This window comes from Lachnoanaerobaculum gingivalis, from assembly GCF_003862475.1.
Taxonomy (GTDB): Bacteria; Bacillota; Clostridia; order Lachnospirales; family Lachnospiraceae; genus Lachnoanaerobaculum; species Lachnoanaerobaculum gingivalis.
The window spans coordinates 76,688-97,405 of sequence record NZ_RRCO01000003.1 but is presented as its reverse complement, the minus strand read 5'-3'; the positions used below and the strand labels follow the sequence as shown (position 1 = coordinate 97,405).

Genomic DNA, 20,718 nt, shown 5'->3' with positions numbered 1-20,718 from the left:
CATATGAAAAAAAGATATCTATCTATATTGGCACCGGCAGCATTTGCATTGATGGTAACAGGTTGTGGGAAAGCAGCTGATACAGCTACTACAGCTGAGAGTAGCTCAGTACAAAATGAAAGTCAGTCAGAAGTAAGCAAGGAAAGTAAGACTGATATCGGAAATGAAAATTATGTTTATGCAAAGATAAGCATTCCATATGCTGACTACTACTATGGAGAGATAAATAATGTAGAGCCTGAAGCCGATCCTGAGAAGCTTACTGCAAAGCTTGATGCTCCGGATGCGGCGGCAGACATAAGAAGTGACGGAAATTATGATGCTGTAAGTTCAGTAACCAATAAAAAGGTTGAAAAGTTTACAACAGCGGTATCGGAAGTTGTTGGTGACGGCTCAATAATTTCAGGAGTAAAAGATGTAAATATCGCTATTTCAAAGTCACTTTATGAAGATGCTAAGAAGGCAATAGAGGAGAAAAAAGAGTCAACTAACCCTCTTCTTACATTTGTAGCTGAAATTAAAGAAACTACAGATCAAACACCTGCAGAGTATAAAGTGTTGAACTCAGACGGTACATTCTCAAAGACAGTCGGAAATACTGTTAAAAATAATTTGGAATCAACAATTACAACTACTTCAAACTATGGAAATTATGAAATTGATATAAAGGACTTGGAAGTTGAAGTTGACAATGTTCAAGGTGTTGTTATAGAAACAAAAGAAGGTAAGAAGTACGGTATGGAACATTTGGAGAATATCTGGCTTTCACCTGCAGAGCTTGCATTTGCAGCAGCACCGTTTACAGAGAATCATGGAAATGCACAGGCATATATACGTTATCAGGATTTACCGGGACAGACAATTTCAAAGATTACATACTTACTTAAGGATGCCGATGATATAGAGGTAGATACAGATTTGTTCTGCAAGCTTTTGGCACCTGAGAACTACAGCATTAAGGGTGATGAGAGTGCTAACTACACTAAAGACGGTTCACAGATTAAGTTTGAAATAACCTCAGATGATACTAAGTACAGTATCGGAAGAATAGTTTCTAAGAAGAAAGATGTTGATATAGCAAACGTAAAGGAAGATAACGGTACTTTGAATCTTCCAAAGGAACTTGTACCGGGCAAGTATCAGTTTATATTTACAAATGATAAATACGCTGATTTGAGTTTTACAGCAGTTATAAATTCAAATTTGAATGCAGAACAGTTCCACTTTGAGAACAATGCTCTTAAACTTGATGAAAATGAGGCAGGACTTACTGTAAAGGATTATATAAGTGCTATTACTTATGCAAAGGTGAATGATACAGAGTACAAGGGTGGCAAGGGCAGAAAGTTTGGCAAAGTTGCATTTAATGAAGATGGAAGTATAAATTTGGATGCAAAATACAGTTCGGACGGTAAGGATGAGCCTGTATTTGCAGATGCGGGAACATATACAGTAGTTCTTAAGGCTGACGGATATCCTGATTTAACAGTTGAGGTAACGAAGTAATGAGATTGGTCGCATGTCTTATTTTGGCATTGGCTTTTTTTGCACTTTTAGAAAAGCCTATAAAAAAACATGCAACATATTTTTATATTGTAACTATTATAATAAGTATATTAACTATAATTGCACCTGAGAAAGGCTTGCCTTTTATAGTTGATTATATTGTAAACAATATATTGGCGAGAGGTACATTGGCAGGTGCTCTCTTTATCCTTGTTATGGTGGCAACTGTATGTCCGGCTGCAAAAATGAGAGGATTACTGCTACGTACAAGAGGTGAAATGGCAATTATTGCGGCTTTATTCACTTTGGTTCACAATATAGCATATGGGCAGTATTATTTTGTAAAACTCTTTACTAAAACATCTGAATTGGATACGCCGAAAATACTTGCGGCAGTACTTTCACTTATAATGATTATTCTTTTGATACCTTTGACAATAACTTCATTTATGGTTATAAGAAAAAGAATGAATCCTAAAAAGTGGAAATCGTTACAAAAACTGTCCTATGTATTCTATGGATTACTGTTTTTGCATATAGCAATGATATTCAGCATATCCATATTTTATGGTCATTTGGATACACTGTTTGATTTAACGGTTTATGCTGTTATATATGTAGTTTACCTTGTTTTGAGAGCTATAAAGTATAAGAAACAAAGAGTTGTTTGTATAGTCTTTGTTGTGTTTATTTGTATTATTTACGCAGTCCTTGCTGTATTCGGATTTAGAGCGGCAAGAAAGAATGGAGAAGAAGCTGTGGAAGAGCAAAATACTCAAAACACAGTTTCATCAGATGCCTCATACAAAGACGGAACTTATGAAGGAAGTGCTACAGGTCACAGTGGAAAGATGACGGTATCTGTAACTATTGCTAATGGAGAAATCACTGAAATAAATATAGTTGATACAGGGGATGATGAGGAGTATTTAATAGATGCAAGGGATGTGATTCCTGAAATCATAGAAAAACAATCATTGGATGTGGATACTGTAAGTGGTGCTACACACAGTTCTAAAGGAATAATTAAAGCTGTAGGAAAAGCGCTTGAAAGTGCAATGGAATAATCTATTTATAATAGACCCGGGTGAGAACTTGGGTCTTTTTTATGTAATAAAATATTTAAAAATATTACAGCAAAATATATATACCTTACAAAAAAATTAAAATGTTAATATAAACTTTATTATTAATTCTTGTTATAATATTGTGATAATTTATACATTATAGTATACTTTATATAAGTTGTTCAACGAAATACCGAAGAGACGTACATGAAGACAGGAGGAGTGACTATGAATAGTATACGTAAATTGAGGCTACACAGGGGAATGACACAAAAGGAATTTGGTGATATTATCGGAGTCAAGCAGCAAACGGTATGTAAGTATGAAGGTAAAAATTCAAATGTAAGTTTGAGTGTACTGCAAAAGATAAGCGATAAATTTGATATACCGGTAGAAGAACTGCTTGAAGATAAGATAGACCATTATATAAGCACCGGTAGTAGAAAAAATGCAAGTAATGAAATAAAAGCGAATATAATAGCCAGAGTTAAAAGGTTAAACAGTCACAAATTAAAGAAATTATTGGAATTTTTATCAATTCTGGATGAGGATTGAAAAGATAATGGTAAATGAGAGGGGAATATTAAATTTCAATGATGTACTGTAGAAATTTAAAGCTATTTTTATGGCAAGATTACTACATGATAATCGCTGATATGCATAGTTTTATAAGAGATATTTATTTAAAATGCTAAAATTAATTCAAATACAACGGAACGTGGTATCAGGTATTGCCAATATAGTAATAGTTAGTATAATGGAATCGTCAAACTTTTTACATGATGTTTGGTTTGATATCTTCTTTCTTATAGAAAGGAAACTTTCTAATCTGTGTATTCTAAAAATTCTACAAATTTCTAAACATCATGACATGTCGGTGCACCGACTATTTTCCACACAAAGCCGGGTATTATATTAAGGGCATTATACCCGGCTATATTTAATACTTCTGAAATCGATTCTGAAAACTTCTAAAGACAATGGAATCAAAAATAATTCTCTGATATAATAAAGGAGCGGATATGCAAGAAAAAGATATAACCCAAAAGATGCTTGAAAGACACAATGATGTTTTTTCTGATATAGTAAATGTATTGTTGTTTGGCGGGAAGAAAGTGGTGGAAGAAGAAGCACTTTTTGATACCGTTACAGACAGTGTATTAAAGATAGATGGAAGAGCACGAATTCAAGATAGGGATATTGCAAAATATTGGAAAGACAGTCAGATTAATATAGCGCTGCTTGGAATAGAGAATCAAACAACCCCTAATAAATTAATGCCGTTTAGAGTCATAAGTTATGATGGTACAGAATATGGTAAACAGTCAAGAAATGAAAATATTGATAAGAAAAAATATCCTGTAATTTCTTTAGTATTATATCTGGGTTTTGAACAGAAATGGTTGTACCCCAAAAATCTGCTTGGAATAATAGATGTTGATGAGAAATTAAAACCATATGTAAATGACTATAGGATCAATTTGTTTGAGATAGCATACTTGGACAGAGAAATAATAGACTCTTTTACAAGTGATTTTTGGATACTTGCAGATTATTTGTATCAAATGCGGGTAAACAGAAACTATGTTGCAGATAAGAGGTCAATAGCTCATATAGAGGAATTACTAATGCTGATGTCTGCAATGACAGGCGATAAAAGGTTTGAAGAGGTTATAGATGAAGCAAATAAGAAGGAGGTTATGAATATGTGTGAAGTATTGGATATAGTTGAGGCCAGAGGAATAGAAAAAGGAATAGAAAAAGGAATAGAAAAAGGAATAGAAAAAGGGATAGAAAAAGGCAGAGAAGAAGGTGCTGATTTAATAAGCAGATTAAATACAATACTTGCTAAGGAGGGCAATCTGGATAAGATAATAAAGGCAAATACAGATAAGAAATATCGCAAAGAACTTTTAGAGAAATATAATCTTTTAAATGATTACGGGAAATATTAAAATTAAATGATGTAGTGTAAAAATTCGGTGCTGTTTTTATGGCAATATCAACATAAGAAAATAGTCTATATGCACAGTTTTATAAAAGATATTTATTTAAAATGCTAAAATTAATCCAAATACAACGGAACGTGGTATCAGATATTGCCAATATAGTAATAGTTAGTATAATGGAATCATCAAACTTTTTACATGATGTTTGGTTTGATATCTTCTTTCTTATAGAAAGTAAACTTTCTAATCTGTGTATTCTAAAAATTCTACAAATTTCTAAACATCATGACATGTCGGTGCACCGACTATTTTCCACACAAAGCCGGGTATTATATTAAGGGCATTATACCCGGCTATATTTAATACCTCTGAAATCAATTCTGAAAACTTCTAAAGACAATGGAATCAAAAATAATTCTCTGATATAATAAAGGAGCAGATATGCAAGAAAAAGATATAACCCAAAAAATGCTTGAAAGACACAATGATGTTTTTTCAGATATAGTAAATGTATTGTTGTTTGGCGGGAAAAAAGTAGTGGAAGAAGAATCACTTTTTGATACCGTTACAGACAGTGTATTAAAGATAGATGGAAGAGCACGAATTCAAGACAGGGATGTTGCAAAATACTGGAAAGACAGTCAGATTAATATAGCACTGTTTGGGATTGAGAACCAGACAAATCCGGATAAATTTATGCCGCTTAGAGTAGTGGGATATGACGGATTGGAGTATACAAGGCAGGTCAGAAAAGAATGTAATGGTGAAAGTAAATATCCTGTAATTACCTTAGTATTATATCTTGGTTATGATAAAAAATGGACATACCCTAAGAATCTATTTGGAGTATTAGATATAGATGAAGAATTGAAACCATATGTAAATGACTATAAGATTAATTTGTTTGAGATAGCATACTTGGACAGAGAAATAATAGACTCTTTTACAAGCGACTTTTGGATACTTGCAGATTATTTGTATCAAATGCAGGTAAACAGAAACTATGTTGCAGATAAGAAGTCAATAGGTCATATAGAGGAATTACTAATGCTGATGTCTGCAATGACAGGCGATAAAAGGTTTGAAGAGGTTATAGATGAAGCAAATACGAAGGAGGTTATGAATATGTGCGAAGTATTGGATATAGTTGAGGCCAGAGGAATAGAAAAAGGGATAGAAAAAGGCAGAGAAGAAGGTGCTGATTTAATAAGCAGATTAAATACAATACTTGCTAAGGAAGGCGATCTGGACAAGATAATAAAGGCAAATACAGATAAGAAATATCGCAAAGAGCTTTTAGAGAAATATAATCTTTTAAATGATTAAGGAAAATATTAAAATTAAATGATGTAGTGTAAAAATTCAATGCTGTTTTTATGGCAATATCAACATAAGAAAATAGTCTATATGCACAGTTTTACAAAATGAATTTATTTAAAATGCTAAAATTAATTCAAATACAACGGAACGTGGTATCGGGTATTGCCAATATAGTAATAGTTAGTATAATGGAATCATCAAACTTTTTACATGATGTTTGGTTTGATATCTTCTTTCTTATAGAAAGTAAACTTTCTAATCTGTGTATTCTAAAAATTCTACAAAGTTCTAAACATCATGACATGTCGGTGCACCGACTATTTTCCACACAAAGCCGGGTATTTAATATTAAGGGCATTATACCCGGCTATATTTAATACTTCTGAAATATCCCAAAAATCTGCTTGGAATAATAGATGTTGATGAGAAATTGAAACCATATGTAAATGACTATAAGATTAATTTGTTTGAGATAGCATATTTGGACAGAGAAATAATAGACTCTTTTACAAGCGACTTTTGGATACTTGCAGATTATTTGCATCAAATGCGAGTAAATAGGAACTATGTTGCAGATAAGAAGGCAATATGCCATATAGAGGAATTACTAATGCTAATGTCTGCAATGACAGGCGATAAAAGGTTTGAAGAAATCATAGATGAAGCAAATACAAAGGAGGTTGTGAATATGTGTGAAGTATTGGATATAGTTGAGGCCAGAGGGATAGAAAAAGGAATAGAAAAGGGAATAGAAAAAGGCAGAGAAGAAGGTGCTGATTTAATAAGCAGGTTAAATACAATACTTGCTAAGGAAGGTGATCTGGACAAAATAATAAAGGCAAACACAGATAAGAAATATCGCAATGAGTTTTTGAAGAAATATAATCTTTTAAATGATTACGGAAAATATTAAAATTAAATGATGTAATATAAAAATTCTACAAATTTCTAAATATCATGACATGTCGGTGCACCGACTATTTTCCACACATAGCCGGGTATTTAACGGTAAAGGAGTTATATCCGGTTGTATTTTCAACTCATTTTTATTTTTAAAATCCCGAAATATTATCAAATTATTAAGGCGTCCTATAAAATTTGTAAATTCATTTTGCAAATGAAACATTGTACAATTGCATTGTTGAGAAAATCTGAATATCTCTAAAGTTTAAAACTAAAAATTCAAATTGATATGGAGGTTTGTTTATGAAAAAATCAATTATTTTGGCAAGTGTCTTAGCTGTCAGTGTTTTAGCTGTCGGATGTGGAAAAGGCGCCGATAAAACAGAAAACAAAGAGAGCAGCAGCGCTGTAGTTGAGTCATCAAAGGAAGAAACTACTGAAGAGACTACAAAAGCTGAGAGTAAGATAAATGAGGATGAATTAAAAGCTCCGGGATATGCACTTGGAGAGATTCCTGAGGTTCCGGTTGTAGTATTACCTCCTCTTGGGATAGATGAGAATGCTGATGCAAAAATAAAGATGGACGCTACAAAAAGCCTTTCATCAGTGCCCGGTATTACAGTAACACCTGTTAAAGTTGAAAATGACCAAATTATAAGAGGTACAACCTCAGTGCAGGTGGGTGAAAACGGGTCCGGACAGTATGCGGACGGAAATACTACAGTTCAGACTGAAGGAGACGGATCGGGGCAATACATTGACAGCGAAAAAGGAATTACTATACAAAGGGAAACCGACGGATCGGGACAATATCTGGATTCTAATAAAGGAATTACATTACAAGTGGAAGCAGACGGGTCCGGAAATTATTCAGATGACAGATATGGTATTAATTTAATGGTAGATGCAGACGGAACAGGTTTGTATACCAAGTCGGAAACCGATTTAAGTATATCTGTAGATGCTCAGCATGTAATATATAGAGATCAAAATATGGATATTGAAGTAAACGGTGACGGATCCGGAAGCTATAAGAATAAGAAAACAGGTCTCGGAATAGAGAATGACGGTAAGGGAAAGGCCGTTATTACATTTAAGGGTGAAGAAAAGGAAGTTGATGCAAAGCCGTTGGTTTTCTCATATAAACTACCGTTACTCAGTGCGGTTCCTGCAGTGCCTGCAATAGAGGCAAACAGTATAATGATCACTCTGGATTCGGGAGTGTTGTTTGATGTTGACAAATATAATATAAGACCTGATGCTGAGGAAACTTTGAACAATCTTGCAAAGATTTTAATAGAGGCAAATATAACTGACTTTGAAATAGACGGACATACCGACTCTGATGCGGATGATGCACATAACCTGACACTTTCAGAGAATCGTGCAAATTCTGTAAAGAATTATTTACAATCTGCAGGTGTTACAGCAAACATTACCACAAACGGATACGGAGAAAGCAGACCGGTAGCGACAAATGAGACAGCTGAAGGAAAGCAATTGAATCGACGTGTAGAAATTATTATTCCGGTATTATAGAACTTAAGGCATATGGCCAGACCATATGCCTTGTTTTCTTGTTCATACAGTATAAGTATAGTATTATAATCATTGGTTAAAATATTAAGATTACCTTTACAAGGTATTTTTATAGTACAGCATTTTATATATCCCATCTTCAACAGTTTGGGAATAGAAAAGTGGCTTGAAACCCTGTATTTACAAGGCTTTAGCCACTTTTTTAAGTATCTAAAAAATGTTGTATGGAAAGTTCAAGTTGAAATCTTTTTTATTTTTTTATTTAAATCTTTTGGCTGATAGTATTTCTTGTCCAATTCAAGATTAAAGATAGCATTTAATGACGTTAGTACTTGTGAATTATCATATGTTGACATATAGCATACATCTTCTAAATTAGCTACCTGCATGTTATTCAAAGTTTCTATAACATTCTCTACAGTGAAATGCGTTCCATACATATCCAGCTTCTTTTCCAGAATCCTATATATTAAAAGAGCTGTGTAACAGACCATAAAGTGTGCTACTATTCGCTCTCTATTTTGATGAAATACAGGTCTGGCTGAAAAATTGGTTTTCATTATTCTAAAGCAATCTTCTATCTTGTATCTGTTTGAGCTAATTTCTAAGATATACTTAGCTGAATCTTCAAGATTTGTTGCCACTGCATAGAATCCATCATACTTTTCTTCTTCATTTATGGCTTCTTGGTTAAGTTCGTAGGTATCTACAGCTTTTTCACCGGAGGATGTTGATGTGGTTCGTTTTATAAAACGAGTTATATCATTTGCCCCTTTTTTATAGGTTTCGGGGTCCAGCTTAGTAAGGAGCTTCTTAGCCCTTTCTATCTGGCGATTTCGTATAAATCTTTGATATTCCATCATTTTTCTTGAGAATGAGACAATGATTTTTTGTGGAACTACGGCCTTTGACTTAACTTTCTTAATAGTACCATTCTTACATGCCTTTTCTTCATAAAGTCCAAGGTCAAATGCCTTATCAGCAGGGATTATCTTGTATATCCTATCATCGTACAGTTCTGCATTAACTTTATCAAACCTATCAAAATCTTTCATTTGCTGAATAGTTGCAGGTTTATCATTAGATAATAGGCGATAATCAATATCACTAAAAATAGCTTCTTTTAACGTATTAGAAAGCATCTTTATGGATTGAGTAACAATAAAAGCTCTGCCACCCATAGAATTAAAATTTCTGATATTTAAAGACCCAAGACCGGCATCAGCACAATAAATAAACTTTTTGCCCTTAAACATAGTTATTAGCTTTTGTTCTAAAGGAATAGCAGTAGTTTGCTCATTATCAGAACCGGAAGTAATGCACATAGATAGTGGTATACCGTCTTTGTCCATAAATAGTCCCATTTGTACAATAGGATTTGGTCTATGTTCTTTACTCACACCATATTTTCGTAGACCTTTAGTCACTTCACCGGTTACAGGATCAATATAATCTTCGTCATTTGATTCTATTTCAAAGTAATAGTTTGAGCAGTCAAAAAAACATACCGAGGTATCTCTCTTTATTAATTTCGTACTTGCATCATATAGATGAGAAATATACTCATCATAATGATCATACATAATGTCAAGTGTACGAAGAATGTGTTCGTAACCAAATGTGGGTTGCTCATAAAAGCTAACAAGATTCTGATGAGTACCTAGCTTGGAGTCAGGATTAAGTATACGAGAATAAGTGAGGAATCTATTTACCAGATTTGGGTCAAACTGTATTCTAGTATCTTTTATTATATTTTTGAAGAAGGCTCCAATCTTGAGATCATGGTAAATTTGCTGAAGGAAAAAATATCCTATGTTTAAAAGTTTAGACTTAGATACTAAATCATCTTGATAGGTGATTTTTTCATTAAAGTCAAACTTAAAATCTAAAGCTACCGATTTATTGTTTTTTAACTCCTCATTATATCTTTTGACCTCATCAAGAGCGTAAGCCAGAGGGTCAGCGGTAGTTTTTAGAAGTTCGGAATGTTTTCCTATGCGAACCACATTTTTAGTAGTAGTCTTTTTTCCGTTTCGGATTCCTCTTTGAATAAAATAAGTAGGATCCTTCGATTTTTTGTCATACCAAAGTTTCATACTTCATTATATCATATAATACAACAAAATACAACAATAAAATAAAAGAAATTTGACACAGAAAACCCTTTATTTATAAGGCTTTAGAGGCTGTTTGCATGTAACAAACTGTTGAAGACCCGGCCAGACCATATGCCTTGTTTTCTTGTTCATACAGTATAAGTATAGTATTATAATTATTGGTTAAAATATTAAGATTACCTTTTCAAGGTATTTTTATAGGACAGCATTTTATATATTATATAAGTATAAAATATTTGGGAGGCTGTTATGAAGCATATCGTAGTTGATTTGGAAATGAACAAAATTGGAAAAGAGCATAGAAATATTGGATGTACTATGGAGACTATTGAAATAGGTGCTATAATGTTGGATGAAAACTTTCAGGAGATATCATCTTTTAGAACCTATGTAAAACCTGAGTACAATACAAGAATTACATCAATAGTGAGAGATTTGACAGGAATTACCTACGATATGGTTATAAATGCACCTAAGTTTAACGAGGCGTTAAAGATGTTTTCAAACTGGTGTCTTGGTGTAGATGATGATATTAAGATATATGCATGGAGCAATAATGATTATAAGCAAGTTTCAAAGGAGTTAATACTGAAAAAATATGATATAAGCACTACTGAGTCGAAGATATTTTCAAATGAGTGGAATGATTTTCAGGAAGAATTCGATACCGAACTTGGATTTGATAAACAGGTTTCATTAAGTCTTGCACTTGATATGGCAGGTATTAATTTTCTTGGAAGAGAGCATAGTGCACTGGATGATGCAAGAAATACAGCAAAGCTTTTCCATGTTTTTAAAGACCGTGAACTGTTTGATACTACACTCAGTAAGATAGCGGAAGCTATGAGGCCTACAGATTTCGGAACATCTCTCGGTAGTCTGTTTGATTTGTCAAGTTTTGCTGTTGCATAATATTAGTGATGCCTATAGGTTTGAAACCTGATACAAGTTTTCTTGTAAGAGGAGTCAGACCTTTTTGCGACCAAAGAAGGACGGATAAATGGAATTAAAGGAGTTGTTAGATTATATAAAAGAAAAACATAATATTGAAGAGCACGACAGATGGGACAGCTTTTTAACTATGTCAAGACTGTACCATCCTTTAACGGGAAAGATGATGGCACTTCTTATAAAGGAGTGGAATTCCAATACCGGAAGATGGGCAGAACATTGTGATTTGAAATATGATGCAAGTTTATTTGACAGGATGAAAGAGTATATAGTTGCCCCTTTGCGTATGCATGGAAGTAGCTGGGTAGGCATATCATTTAATGATAAAACTGATAGAGATCATATATTTGAATTATTTGATAAGGCAGTATTACAAGGGAATCCGTCTAAAGACACAGCTTTATCAGATAACCGAAAAAGTAATACTGTATATACGGATACACCTTTACCATTTGCAAAAGGGAGTGATTTTCTAAAGAAAAAGGAATATATTCCGGAGAAAATTACTGAAATGAGAAAGCTATATAGATATGATGATTGCTCCGGACAATTAAGTGCAAAAAACTTCTATAGGCAGGCCAAGTTTATGGAAGATTATGAGGATGATTATCATGGGCAGGTATGTGATATTTCAGGTTATTTTACCACATACCATGATTTGAGTGATAAACAATTGAGGGCTTATTTTACATGGAGAACTGAAGTGAGGAATGGAGTATATAACAAAACCTTTACATCTTTTATTTACCTATATATCTATGAGCTTCTCTGTGGTATAGGCAGTTCTTCACCTGTTGACAGTTTGAATAAGCTTAAAGAGTTTGAAGAAAAATTTATAGAAGGCGGTTTTTTAGAAGATAGCACTCAGATAAAAAGGAATTTACATAGATGGTATTTGGAGTATTCGCTTGTTAAGGGTTTTTCCGTAGATGAAGTAAAAAAATATATTGAAAAAGATGTCTTGGACAGAGATCATGCACTTGAAATTCTGAAAAAATCTGGAAATTATAATGATATGGAAATATTTGAGGCCATAAGTTTTTTTGCAGGTAAGAGATTTTTAAATTCTGTAAGTTTAAAAAAAGAAAGAGAGAAAAGTATAATTATATATGCGTATGTGTGGAAATTTATTTTAAAAGCCGGAAATATTGACGGCAAAAGTATATTTACACATTGCTTCGGGAGACTGCAAAACAGAAGCATATATCCGTTATTAAACGCAGTTTACAGGGATGATAAAGTGATCTCGGATATCGATTATATAGTGAACGGAGTGAGGTCTTATCATTGTAAATCGGGCAGGTGGAAGGAGAAGTCTTATATAAGGGCATGTTTTAATAAGAAGAAACTTGTATCTATAGTTCATGAAATTGACAGATTGATCAGAGATGAATTTAAGCTTGGATATTACTTGAAACCAAACATGGAAGATACCCGGATTGCTGACCTCATTGCAGTCGCATTTAACGAAGCTGTTAAGGAAATAAAACATAATGAAAGAAAACGGATAAATGTAGACTTTTCAGTATTGAAAAAGATTCGAAATGATGCAGAAATTACTAAGACGAATTTGCTTGTAGATGAAGATATAGATGAAAAGGATGATATACAAAATACTATAGAAAAGCATTATATAGAATATGATGACGGTAATAAGAGCAAAACAGAAAACTCGGATTTTAATAAAATATCGGAGAAATCAGACGATATAAATTTAAATATTTTAAAGTATATTGTTGCAGGAAAGGATTATAAACAACTGATAAGGTTAAATAATATGTTTACATCAATTATTACAGACAATATCAATGAGGCTTTCTTTGAAGAGATAGGAGACAATATATTGGAATGTGAAGGCGATGAAATATATTTGGTAGAGGATTACAGAGAAGATATTTTGAATATTATAGGAGAGATATATGAATGAAGATAAAAAAGCACCTAAGAGAATTGCTCAAACCTTGATTAATTCACTAAAGGGAGGAGTGGTTCCAAGAACAGGTTTACCATATATTACGGTTGGCAGAAAAAACGAGATAGAGGCATTGCTGCATGATGTGGACATAGTGGCGGAAGGTGGTGCTTCATTTAGATTTATTGTAGGTAAATACGGCAGCGGAAAGAGTTTTTTATTACAGACCATAAGAAATTATGTAATGGATAAGGGCTTTATAGTTGCTGATGCGGATCTTTCACCTGAACGCAGGTTGCAGGGGACTAAAGGACAGGGGCTTGCCACATATAGAGAGCTTATAGGAAATCTGTCTACAAAAACAAAGCCTGAAGGCGGAGCAATAACATTACTTTTAGACAGATGGATAAATAATATTCAGACGGACTGTATAGAAAAAAATGGAGTATTACCGGGAAGTAAAGAACTTTTAGATGAGGTAGATAAAAAAATATATACTGTAATAGCAGGACTTTCAGAGATGGTTCATGGATTCGAGTTCGGATCACTACTGTCTAAATACTATCATGCCTATATAGACGGGGATGATGAAACAAAGATGAAAATTGTTCGTTGGTTTAGAGGCGAATACAGCAGAAAGACTGATGCAAAAGAAGCGCTTGGAGTAAATATCATTATCACGGATGAGGACTGGTATGAGTATTTAAAGCTGTTTGCCATGTTTTTCAGGCTTGCGGGATATAGCGGAATGATGATCATGGTAGATGAACTTGTAAATATATATAAGATACCTAATGCTGTTACCAGACAATATAATTATGAAAAGATGCTTACTATGTATAATGACACATTGCAGGGTAAGGCAAAATATCTCGGAATTATAATGGGTGCAACGCCACAGACATTAGAAGATAAGAGAAGGGGAATATACAGCTATGAGGCTCTTCGTTCAAGACTTTCGGAAGGCAAATTTTCAAAGCCGGGTATGAGAGATTTGCTCTCACCTGTAATAAGGCTGGAAGCACTGACACCGGAGGAGATGCTTGTACTATGTGAAAAACTGTCAGATATGCATGCAGGATTGTATGGATACAAAAATACTCTAAGTGACAGTGATATTGGAGATTTTATAAGCTTGGAGTATTCCAGAATAGGAGCAACAGAAAATATTACACCAAGAGAAGTGATAAGGGATTTTATTGAGCTTTTGGATCTTCTGTATCAAAATCCGGCTTTAAGAATAAATGAACTTTTGGAATCTTCCGATTTCTCTTTTGCAAAGTCGGAGGCGGTATCAGATAACAGCGGTGAAAATTTTGTGGAGTTTACATTATGAACACGTATGAAAGATATGCCTCTTTTATAAGGGAATATATTTATAATTCGGGATGGCAGATGCTTAGAGGTGTGCAAAATGCTGCTGCAGATGTTTTATTTAATACTGATGAAAATCTGCTCTTAACAGCATCTACAGCTTCGGGAAAAACAGAGGCGGCATTCTTTCCGATATTGACTTTGATTGATGAAAATCCTTCAAGCAGTGTAGGAGTACTTTATATAGCACCACTAAAAGCTCTTATAAATGATCAGTTTTCAAGGTTAAATTTTATATGTGAAGAAGCAAATATCAAAGTGACAAGATGGCATGGGGATGTTACTCAGACCGGCAAGAGAAAACTGTTAAAAAAGCCCTCGGGTATTTTACAGATAACACCTGAGTCATTGGAATCATTGATGATAAATAAGCATATGGAAATATCATCTCTTTTTCATGATCTGAGATTTATAGTAATTGATGAAATACATTCTTTACTTAGAGCCGATAGAGGCTTACAGACATTTTGCCTTATAGAAAGACTTTGTAAAATGGCAGGCTGTGATCCAAGAAGAGTGGGACTTTCCGCTACCATAGGAAATCCGAAGCTTGCCGGAGACTTTCTTTCCTCCGGAAGCAAGAGAAAAACATTGATACCGAAGTTTGACAGAGGCAAGGAAACCTGGAGATTATCAATGGAACATTTCTTTAATACCGAGCCACAGGCTGCCTGTTATGAAGATACAGCAAGGGAGCTAAATACCGGATACGCACCGAAAGGTGCAAATCCGGGACTTGCCTATATATTTGAACATACAAAGGGAAAAAAGTGTCTCGTATTTACAAACTCAAGAGAAGAATGTGAGATTGTATGCCAACAACTTAGACAATACTGTGAGGCCAATCGTGAGCCTGACAGATTTCTTATCCATCACGGCAATCTCTCCGCATCATATAGAGAGAGTGCGGAAGAGGAGATGAAGGATGATGATTCCTTGATATCCATATGTGCTACTGCGACACTTGAACTTGGAATAGATATCGGCAGACTTGAGAGAGCATTTCAAATAGATGCTCCTTTTACCGTATCAGGATTTTTACAAAGACTTGGAAGAACCGGGAGGAGAGGCACACCTTCTGAGATGTGGTTTGTGATGAGGGAGGACCATCCTGAGCCAAGGGCAATGATGCCTGAAATGATACCATGGTATTTGATACAGGGAATAGCTTTGGTACAGCTCTACATTGAAGAAAAGTTTGTGGAGCCTCCAAGGCTTGACAGGCTTCCATACAGCTTGCTCTACCATCAGACAATGAGCACATTGGCTTCAATGGGAGAAATGACACCTGCCGAGTTGGCATCAAGAGTTCTTACCCTTTCCGCTTTTAGAAGAATAAGTCATGATGATTTTAGGTTTTTATTGCTTCATTTACTTAAAACGGATCATATAAACAGGACTGAAAACGGTGGACTTATAGTGGGGATTTCTGGTGAAAGAGTGGTAAATAACTATAAATTTTATGCTGTTTTTCAGGAGAACATAGAATATTCCGTACGAACAGAGTCACAAGAACTTGGAACTATTGTGAGACCGCCGGAAAGAGGAGGTAAGGTTGCAATTGCAGGCAGAGTGTGGATTGTGGAGGAAGTAGATCATAAAAGAAGAGCTATATATGTAAGCTTGGTAAAGGGAAATATTCCGGCTTATTTTGGAGACGTGCCGGGAGATATACATACCCACGTACTGGAGAAAATGAAAGATGTACTCAGCTCATCAGATACATATATGTATTTGATGAGTCATGGTAGAGGCAGACTGGAACAAGCCAGAGATTGCTTTAAAAAGGCTGAGTTGTCAAATAAGCCGCTTATACATCTTGGTGGAAATATGTGGGCTTTATTTCCATGGCTTGGAAGCTATGCATTTTTGGCACTTGAGAGATTTTTAAAGGTACATTGTGCAAAAGAACTTGGGCTTAAAGGTTTAAATCCTTCAAGACCGTATTTTATACAATTCACTATGAATGTAGGTGAAAAAGAATTCTATAAGACAGTAAGTGAAAAAGCAGCCGATGAAATAGACCCCATGTCTTTGGTTTATGATAAGGAAGTGCCTGTATTTGAAAAATATGATGAATTTGTTCCGGAAGAGCTTGTAAGAAAGGGTTTTGCCTATGGAGTATTGGATATAGACGGAATGAGAGAAAGAGTACTTGGATGGGAAAATCTTTAAGGGTCATATAATAGAGAATATAATTTATGGCTTTTAATATAAAAAAATGTTATCTTAATATAAAGTAATAAAAGGCGGATGTAATAATGATAAAAGCGGTTTTATTTGATATGGACGGTCTGATGTTTGATACGGAAAGGCTTTATGGAAAAGCATGGCAGAATGCAGCCATACTTCAGGGATGCAGAATTAGTGATGAAGCTATACTTAAGATAAAGGGTGCCAACAGAGCTTTGGTATATGAGATTTTAAGAGCTGACGCAGGCGATGAATTTGATATAGAAAATGGTAGAGATGCCAGAGAGGAATATATTGTTTCTCATATAAGAGAGTATGGAATCACAAAGAAAAAGGGACTTGATAATTTGCTTAAATATTTGAAGGAAAACAATATTAAGACCTGTCTTGCAACTTCTACAAAGAGAGAGGTAGCAATAAAATATCTTAAAATGGCAGATGTATATGACTATTTTGATGATTTTACATGCGGTGATGAGATAAAAAACGGTAAGCCGGCACCGGATATATTTTTAAAAGCGGCAGATAAAGTAAAAACAGATATAGGACAAAGTCTGGTACTGGAAGACTCTATAAATGGGTTAAATGCCGGAATTACAGCAGGTGCGAGGGTAATAATGGTTCCTGATACTATAGAACCGACAGATGAGATAAGAAAAAAGGTTGATGATGTAAAGGACGACCTTGATGAAGTAATAGACTGGATAAGCAAGGAAAACAAGGAAGCGTAAGTATAAGATGAAAGATAAAAAGATAAATATACAATATATTTTATTGCAAGGCCTATATTGGATGATGTTTTGCCCAAGTGCCGGGTTTATATCCTTTTATTTGCAGGGCAACGGATTTGGTAACAGCTTGATAGGAATTATTACAGCTGTATTTTGTTTGGTCGCAGCAATATTACAACCTTTGGCGGGGAATTTATGTGACAGGATAAAAATTCTGACATGGAAAAGAATGATTATTTTATTAGGATTACCATATATACTTATATGTATTATGCTGTTTATTGTAAAAGAAAGGTGGCTGATTGCAGTTCTTTTCGGCTTGATGTATATAATAGCAAGTATATATTTGCCGATGATAAATACGGCATTGTTTGCCTATGAGAGGGAAGGGGTAAAACTTAATTTCGGAGTTGCCAGAGGTACAGGCTCTGCAATGTATGCAATTATGGCGCTGCTTATCGGTAATATGGCACTTAGATTCGGAACAAAAATAATACCTGCTTCAGGCCTTATAATTATGGTCTTATTATTATGTGTTGTAAGTACAATGCCACATACAAAGAAATCCGTATTTGAGAGTGATGAATATAGGCAAACAAATGTAATCAGTTTTATAAGAAAATATCCATATTTTTCTATAATGCTTTTGGCAGTGCTTTTTATTTTCTTCTCACACAATATTATAGGAACATATCTTTTGCAAATTGTACAATCTCTTGGTGGTAACAGCGGTAATCTCGGAACAGCGATGTTTATTCAGGCGGTAGTGGAGATTCCTGTTTTGTTTACATTTTCCTTTATTATGAAGAAGATAAAAGTGGGAAATCTTATGATTATTGCATGTGCAGGATATATATTAAGGGCGGTACTTTATTTTGTTTCAATTAATATCGGAATGATATATATTACTCAACTTTCACAGATATGCAGCTTTGCAATAATGGCTGCGGCCTCAGTATATTTTACAGGTACGGCAGTGAGAGAAGAAGACCATGCAACAGGACAGGCGTTTATGTCGGGAATGATGTCGGCCGGTACAGTGCTCGGATCACTGTTTGGTGGAGGAATACTTGACTATATGGGAATGAGAGCGCTTTTGAGTGTAAATATCCTGCTTAGTGTTATAGGAACCGGGATAGCGATATGGTCGGTGAGAATGATGAGAATTAATAAAAGATTTAGGCAAGTTTAAAGAGAAGCTTAAATGATTATGAAAGAGGAAGTGAATTTGGAATATTCAGTGTTAATATCTGTTTATATAAAGGAAAAACCCGAATTCCTGGAAAGAGCATTGGAAAGTATATATAATCAGACGTTAAAACCAAGGGAAGTAATATTGGTAAAAGACGGATTATTGACCGAAGAACTTGAAACTATAATATCCAAAGAGATAAGAAAGTTTAATGAAAGCAATATAGATTTCACATGTATACAGTTAGAAAAAAATATGGGACTTGGAACAGCCCTACAAACAGGACTGGAAAAATGTGATTGCGACTATATTGCCAGAATGGACAGCGATGATATAGCAGTAAGTGACAGACTTGAAAAACAGGTGAATTATATAAAAAATAATTCTCAAGTATCGGTGGTAGGCGGATATATAAATGAGTTTGTTAAGGAAGGTAAAGTAATAAGAACAAAGACAATGCCGCTAAATTATGAAGAACTTTATAAGTACGGTAAATACAGAAATCCTTTAAATCATATGACAGTTTTCTTTAGGAAAAAAGATGTGCTTGATGCCGGAGGATATAAGCCTATGAAGGGGTTGGAAGATTACTATCTCTGGAGTAGAATGCTTGCAAAAGGATATAAAATCGGTAATATAGATCAAGTATTAGTTAATGCACGGCTTGGAAACTTTGCAAATAGAAGGGGAGGATGGGAATACTTCGTTACATACTGTAAACTTAGGAAGATACAGAATAAACTGGGATATACAAATATATTTGAACTAATATCAGGAGTGATATTTACAGCAATGATTACGTTGCCACCGAATAATATAAGAGGTTGTATTTATAAAATTTTAAGAAAAAAATAAAGGATAGTTAGAACAGACGGTAAAGCATTTCGGTAAAAATGCTTTTATATAAAAGTAAACTATGCTATAATGTCAGACGATTATATACATTGATCAAAGAGATTGATATAAGGAGAGAAGTATGATTATTACAAAGACCCCATTTCGAGTAAGTTTTTGTGGTGGTGGAAGCGATATGGCTAATTTTTATGAAAAATATGGTGGATGTGTACTTAGTACATCTATCAATAAATATTGCTATATTTCAATTCATCCATATTTTAATGAGAATCAAACATTACTTAAGTATTCTGAAAATGAACTTGTGGATGAGATTTCTCAAATAAAACATCGAATTTTCCGACAGGTTCTTGGTGATATGAATGTTCATGGAGTGGAGATAACATCTACAGCAGATATCCCGGGAGGAACCGGATTGGGGTCGTCAAGTACCTTTACTGTAGGACTTTTGAATACACTTAATTGCTATAATGGAAAGTTTGTTTCAAAGAATAAGCTTGCAGCTTTGGCTTGTGAAGTAGAGATTGAAAAACTTGGAAATCCGATAGGAAAGCAAGATCAATACGGTGCAGCACTTGGTGGACTAAACTTTATAAAATTCAATCAGGACGGTTCTGTTTCACATGAGCCTATAATGATGGATGGAAAGATATATAAAAAATTACAGAAAAACCTGTTGATGTTCTACACAGGTACAACACGTTCTGCAAATACTATATTGGCAGAGCAGACAAAAAATATAACTTCAGAGGACAAGGCGAAAAATCTGCTGAAGATGTGTGGTCTTGCAAAGGATATGAAAACAGCTTTGGAAAGTAATGATATTTCATCATTTGGAAAAATTCTGGATGAGGGATGGCAATTAAAGAAAGAGCTGGCATCAGGCATTGCAAATCCGGCAATAGATGAGGCGTATGAAATTGCTATGAAAAACGGTGCTTTGGGCGGAAAGCTTTTGGGTGCCGGTGGTGGAGGATTCCTTCTGTTTTACTGTGAAGAAGAAAAACAAGCGCAGCTTAAGAAAGCTATCGGACTTAAAGAACTGGATTTTTCATTTGAGAGAGACGGAACCAGTGTAATCTACATTGGAGATAAGTATTGGAATTAAA

15 protein-coding genes and 1 pseudogene are annotated in these 20,718 nt (G+C 34.4%); 15 read left to right on the top strand and 1 reads right to left on the bottom strand.

Features of this window, described 5'->3' with window-relative positions; all coding sequences use genetic code 11:
• Window positions 1-3 precede the first annotated feature (3 nt).
• From EHV10_RS07350 to EHV10_RS07320, 7 genes and pseudogenes are all read left to right on the top strand, one after another.
• A complete protein-coding gene (locus tag EHV10_RS07350) occupies window positions 4-1,506 on the top strand; it encodes a hemoblobin-interacting domain-containing protein (protein WP_128674091.1) in 1,503 nt (500 codons plus the stop codon).
• Window positions 1,506-2,573: an FMN-binding protein gene (locus tag EHV10_RS07345; protein ID WP_128674090.1), complete on the top strand. Its 1,068-nt coding sequence runs from the start codon at window positions 1,506-1,508 to the stop codon at window positions 2,571-2,573. Before EHV10_RS07350 ends, EHV10_RS07345 begins: the two co-directional genes overlap by 1 nt.
• Before the next feature lie 228 nt (window positions 2,574-2,801).
• The gene (locus EHV10_RS07340; protein WP_128674089.1) at window positions 2,802-3,128 is read left to right on the top strand and encodes a helix-turn-helix domain-containing protein; all 327 of its coding nucleotides are present in this window, start codon (window positions 2,802-2,804) and stop codon (window positions 3,126-3,128) included.
• 467 nt (window positions 3,129-3,595) lie between these two features.
• The gene (locus EHV10_RS07335) at window positions 3,596-4,528 is read left to right on the top strand and encodes an Rpn family recombination-promoting nuclease/putative transposase (RefSeq protein WP_128674088.1); all 933 of its coding nucleotides are present in this window, start codon (window positions 3,596-3,598) and stop codon (window positions 4,526-4,528) included.
• Between the two features lie 435 nt (window positions 4,529-4,963).
• A complete protein-coding gene (locus EHV10_RS07330) occupies window positions 4,964-5,848 on the top strand; it encodes an Rpn family recombination-promoting nuclease/putative transposase (RefSeq protein WP_128674087.1) in 885 nt (294 codons plus the stop codon).
• 382 nt (window positions 5,849-6,230) lie between these two features.
• Window positions 6,231-6,755 (top strand): annotated as a pseudogene (locus EHV10_RS07325) (Rpn family recombination-promoting nuclease/putative transposase); the annotation flags it as partial.
• Between the two features lie 293 nt (window positions 6,756-7,048).
• Window positions 7,049-8,284 (top strand): OmpA family protein, encoded by a 1,236-nt coding sequence (locus EHV10_RS07320; RefSeq protein ID WP_128674086.1) that lies wholly within the window; start codon window positions 7,049-7,051, stop codon window positions 8,282-8,284.
• 233 nt (window positions 8,285-8,517) lie between these two features.
• On the opposite strand, the gene EHV10_RS07315 is transcribed toward EHV10_RS07320, so the two are convergent.
• Entirely contained in the window at window positions 8,518-10,380 is a 1,863-nt protein-coding gene (locus EHV10_RS07315) for an IS1634 family transposase (protein WP_128673213.1), read from the bottom strand.
• A 270-nt stretch (window positions 10,381-10,650) separates the two neighbouring features.
• Here EHV10_RS07315 and EHV10_RS07310 point away from each other — a divergent pair, with 270 nt between their 5' ends.
• The 8 genes from EHV10_RS07310 to EHV10_RS07275 all read left to right on the top strand — a co-directional run bounded on the left by EHV10_RS07310 (window position 10,651) and on the right by EHV10_RS07275 (window position 20,717).
• Window positions 10,651-11,313 carry a 3'-5' exonuclease gene (locus EHV10_RS07310; protein WP_128674085.1) on the top strand — a complete coding sequence of 221 codons (663 nt, stop codon included), beginning with the start codon at window positions 10,651-10,653 and terminating at the stop codon, window positions 11,311-11,313.
• Between the two features lie 88 nt (window positions 11,314-11,401).
• The gene (locus tag EHV10_RS07305; RefSeq protein ID WP_128674084.1) at window positions 11,402-13,279 is read left to right on the top strand and encodes a TerB N-terminal domain-containing protein; all 1,878 of its coding nucleotides are present in this window, start codon (window positions 11,402-11,404) and stop codon (window positions 13,277-13,279) included.
• A complete protein-coding gene (locus EHV10_RS07300) occupies window positions 13,272-14,600 on the top strand; it encodes an ATP-binding protein (RefSeq protein WP_128674083.1) in 1,329 nt (442 codons plus the stop codon). The genes EHV10_RS07305 and EHV10_RS07300 overlap by 8 nt, the downstream gene beginning before the upstream one ends.
• Window positions 14,597-16,813 carry a DEAD/DEAH box helicase gene (locus tag EHV10_RS07295; protein ID WP_128674082.1) on the top strand — a complete coding sequence of 739 codons (2,217 nt, stop codon included), beginning with the start codon at window positions 14,597-14,599 and terminating at the stop codon, window positions 16,811-16,813. The genes EHV10_RS07300 and EHV10_RS07295 overlap by 4 nt, the downstream gene beginning before the upstream one ends.
• Before the next feature lie 86 nt (window positions 16,814-16,899).
• Complete coding sequence (locus tag EHV10_RS07290) at window positions 16,900-17,562, top strand: HAD family hydrolase (RefSeq protein ID WP_128674081.1); 663 nt, start codon at window positions 16,900-16,902, stop codon at window positions 17,560-17,562.
• 7 nt (window positions 17,563-17,569) lie between these two features.
• Entirely contained in the window at window positions 17,570-18,754 is a 1,185-nt protein-coding gene (locus EHV10_RS07285) for an MFS transporter (RefSeq protein WP_128674080.1), read from the top strand.
• Between the two features lie 12 nt (window positions 18,755-18,766).
• Entirely contained in the window at window positions 18,767-19,609 is an 843-nt protein-coding gene (locus EHV10_RS07280; RefSeq protein WP_243116095.1) for a glycosyltransferase, read from the top strand.
• Window positions 19,610-19,730: 121 nt separating this feature from the next.
• A complete protein-coding gene (locus EHV10_RS07275) occupies window positions 19,731-20,717 on the top strand; it encodes a GHMP family kinase ATP-binding protein (protein ID WP_128674079.1) in 987 nt (328 codons plus the stop codon).
• Window position 20,718 lies beyond the last annotated feature (1 nt).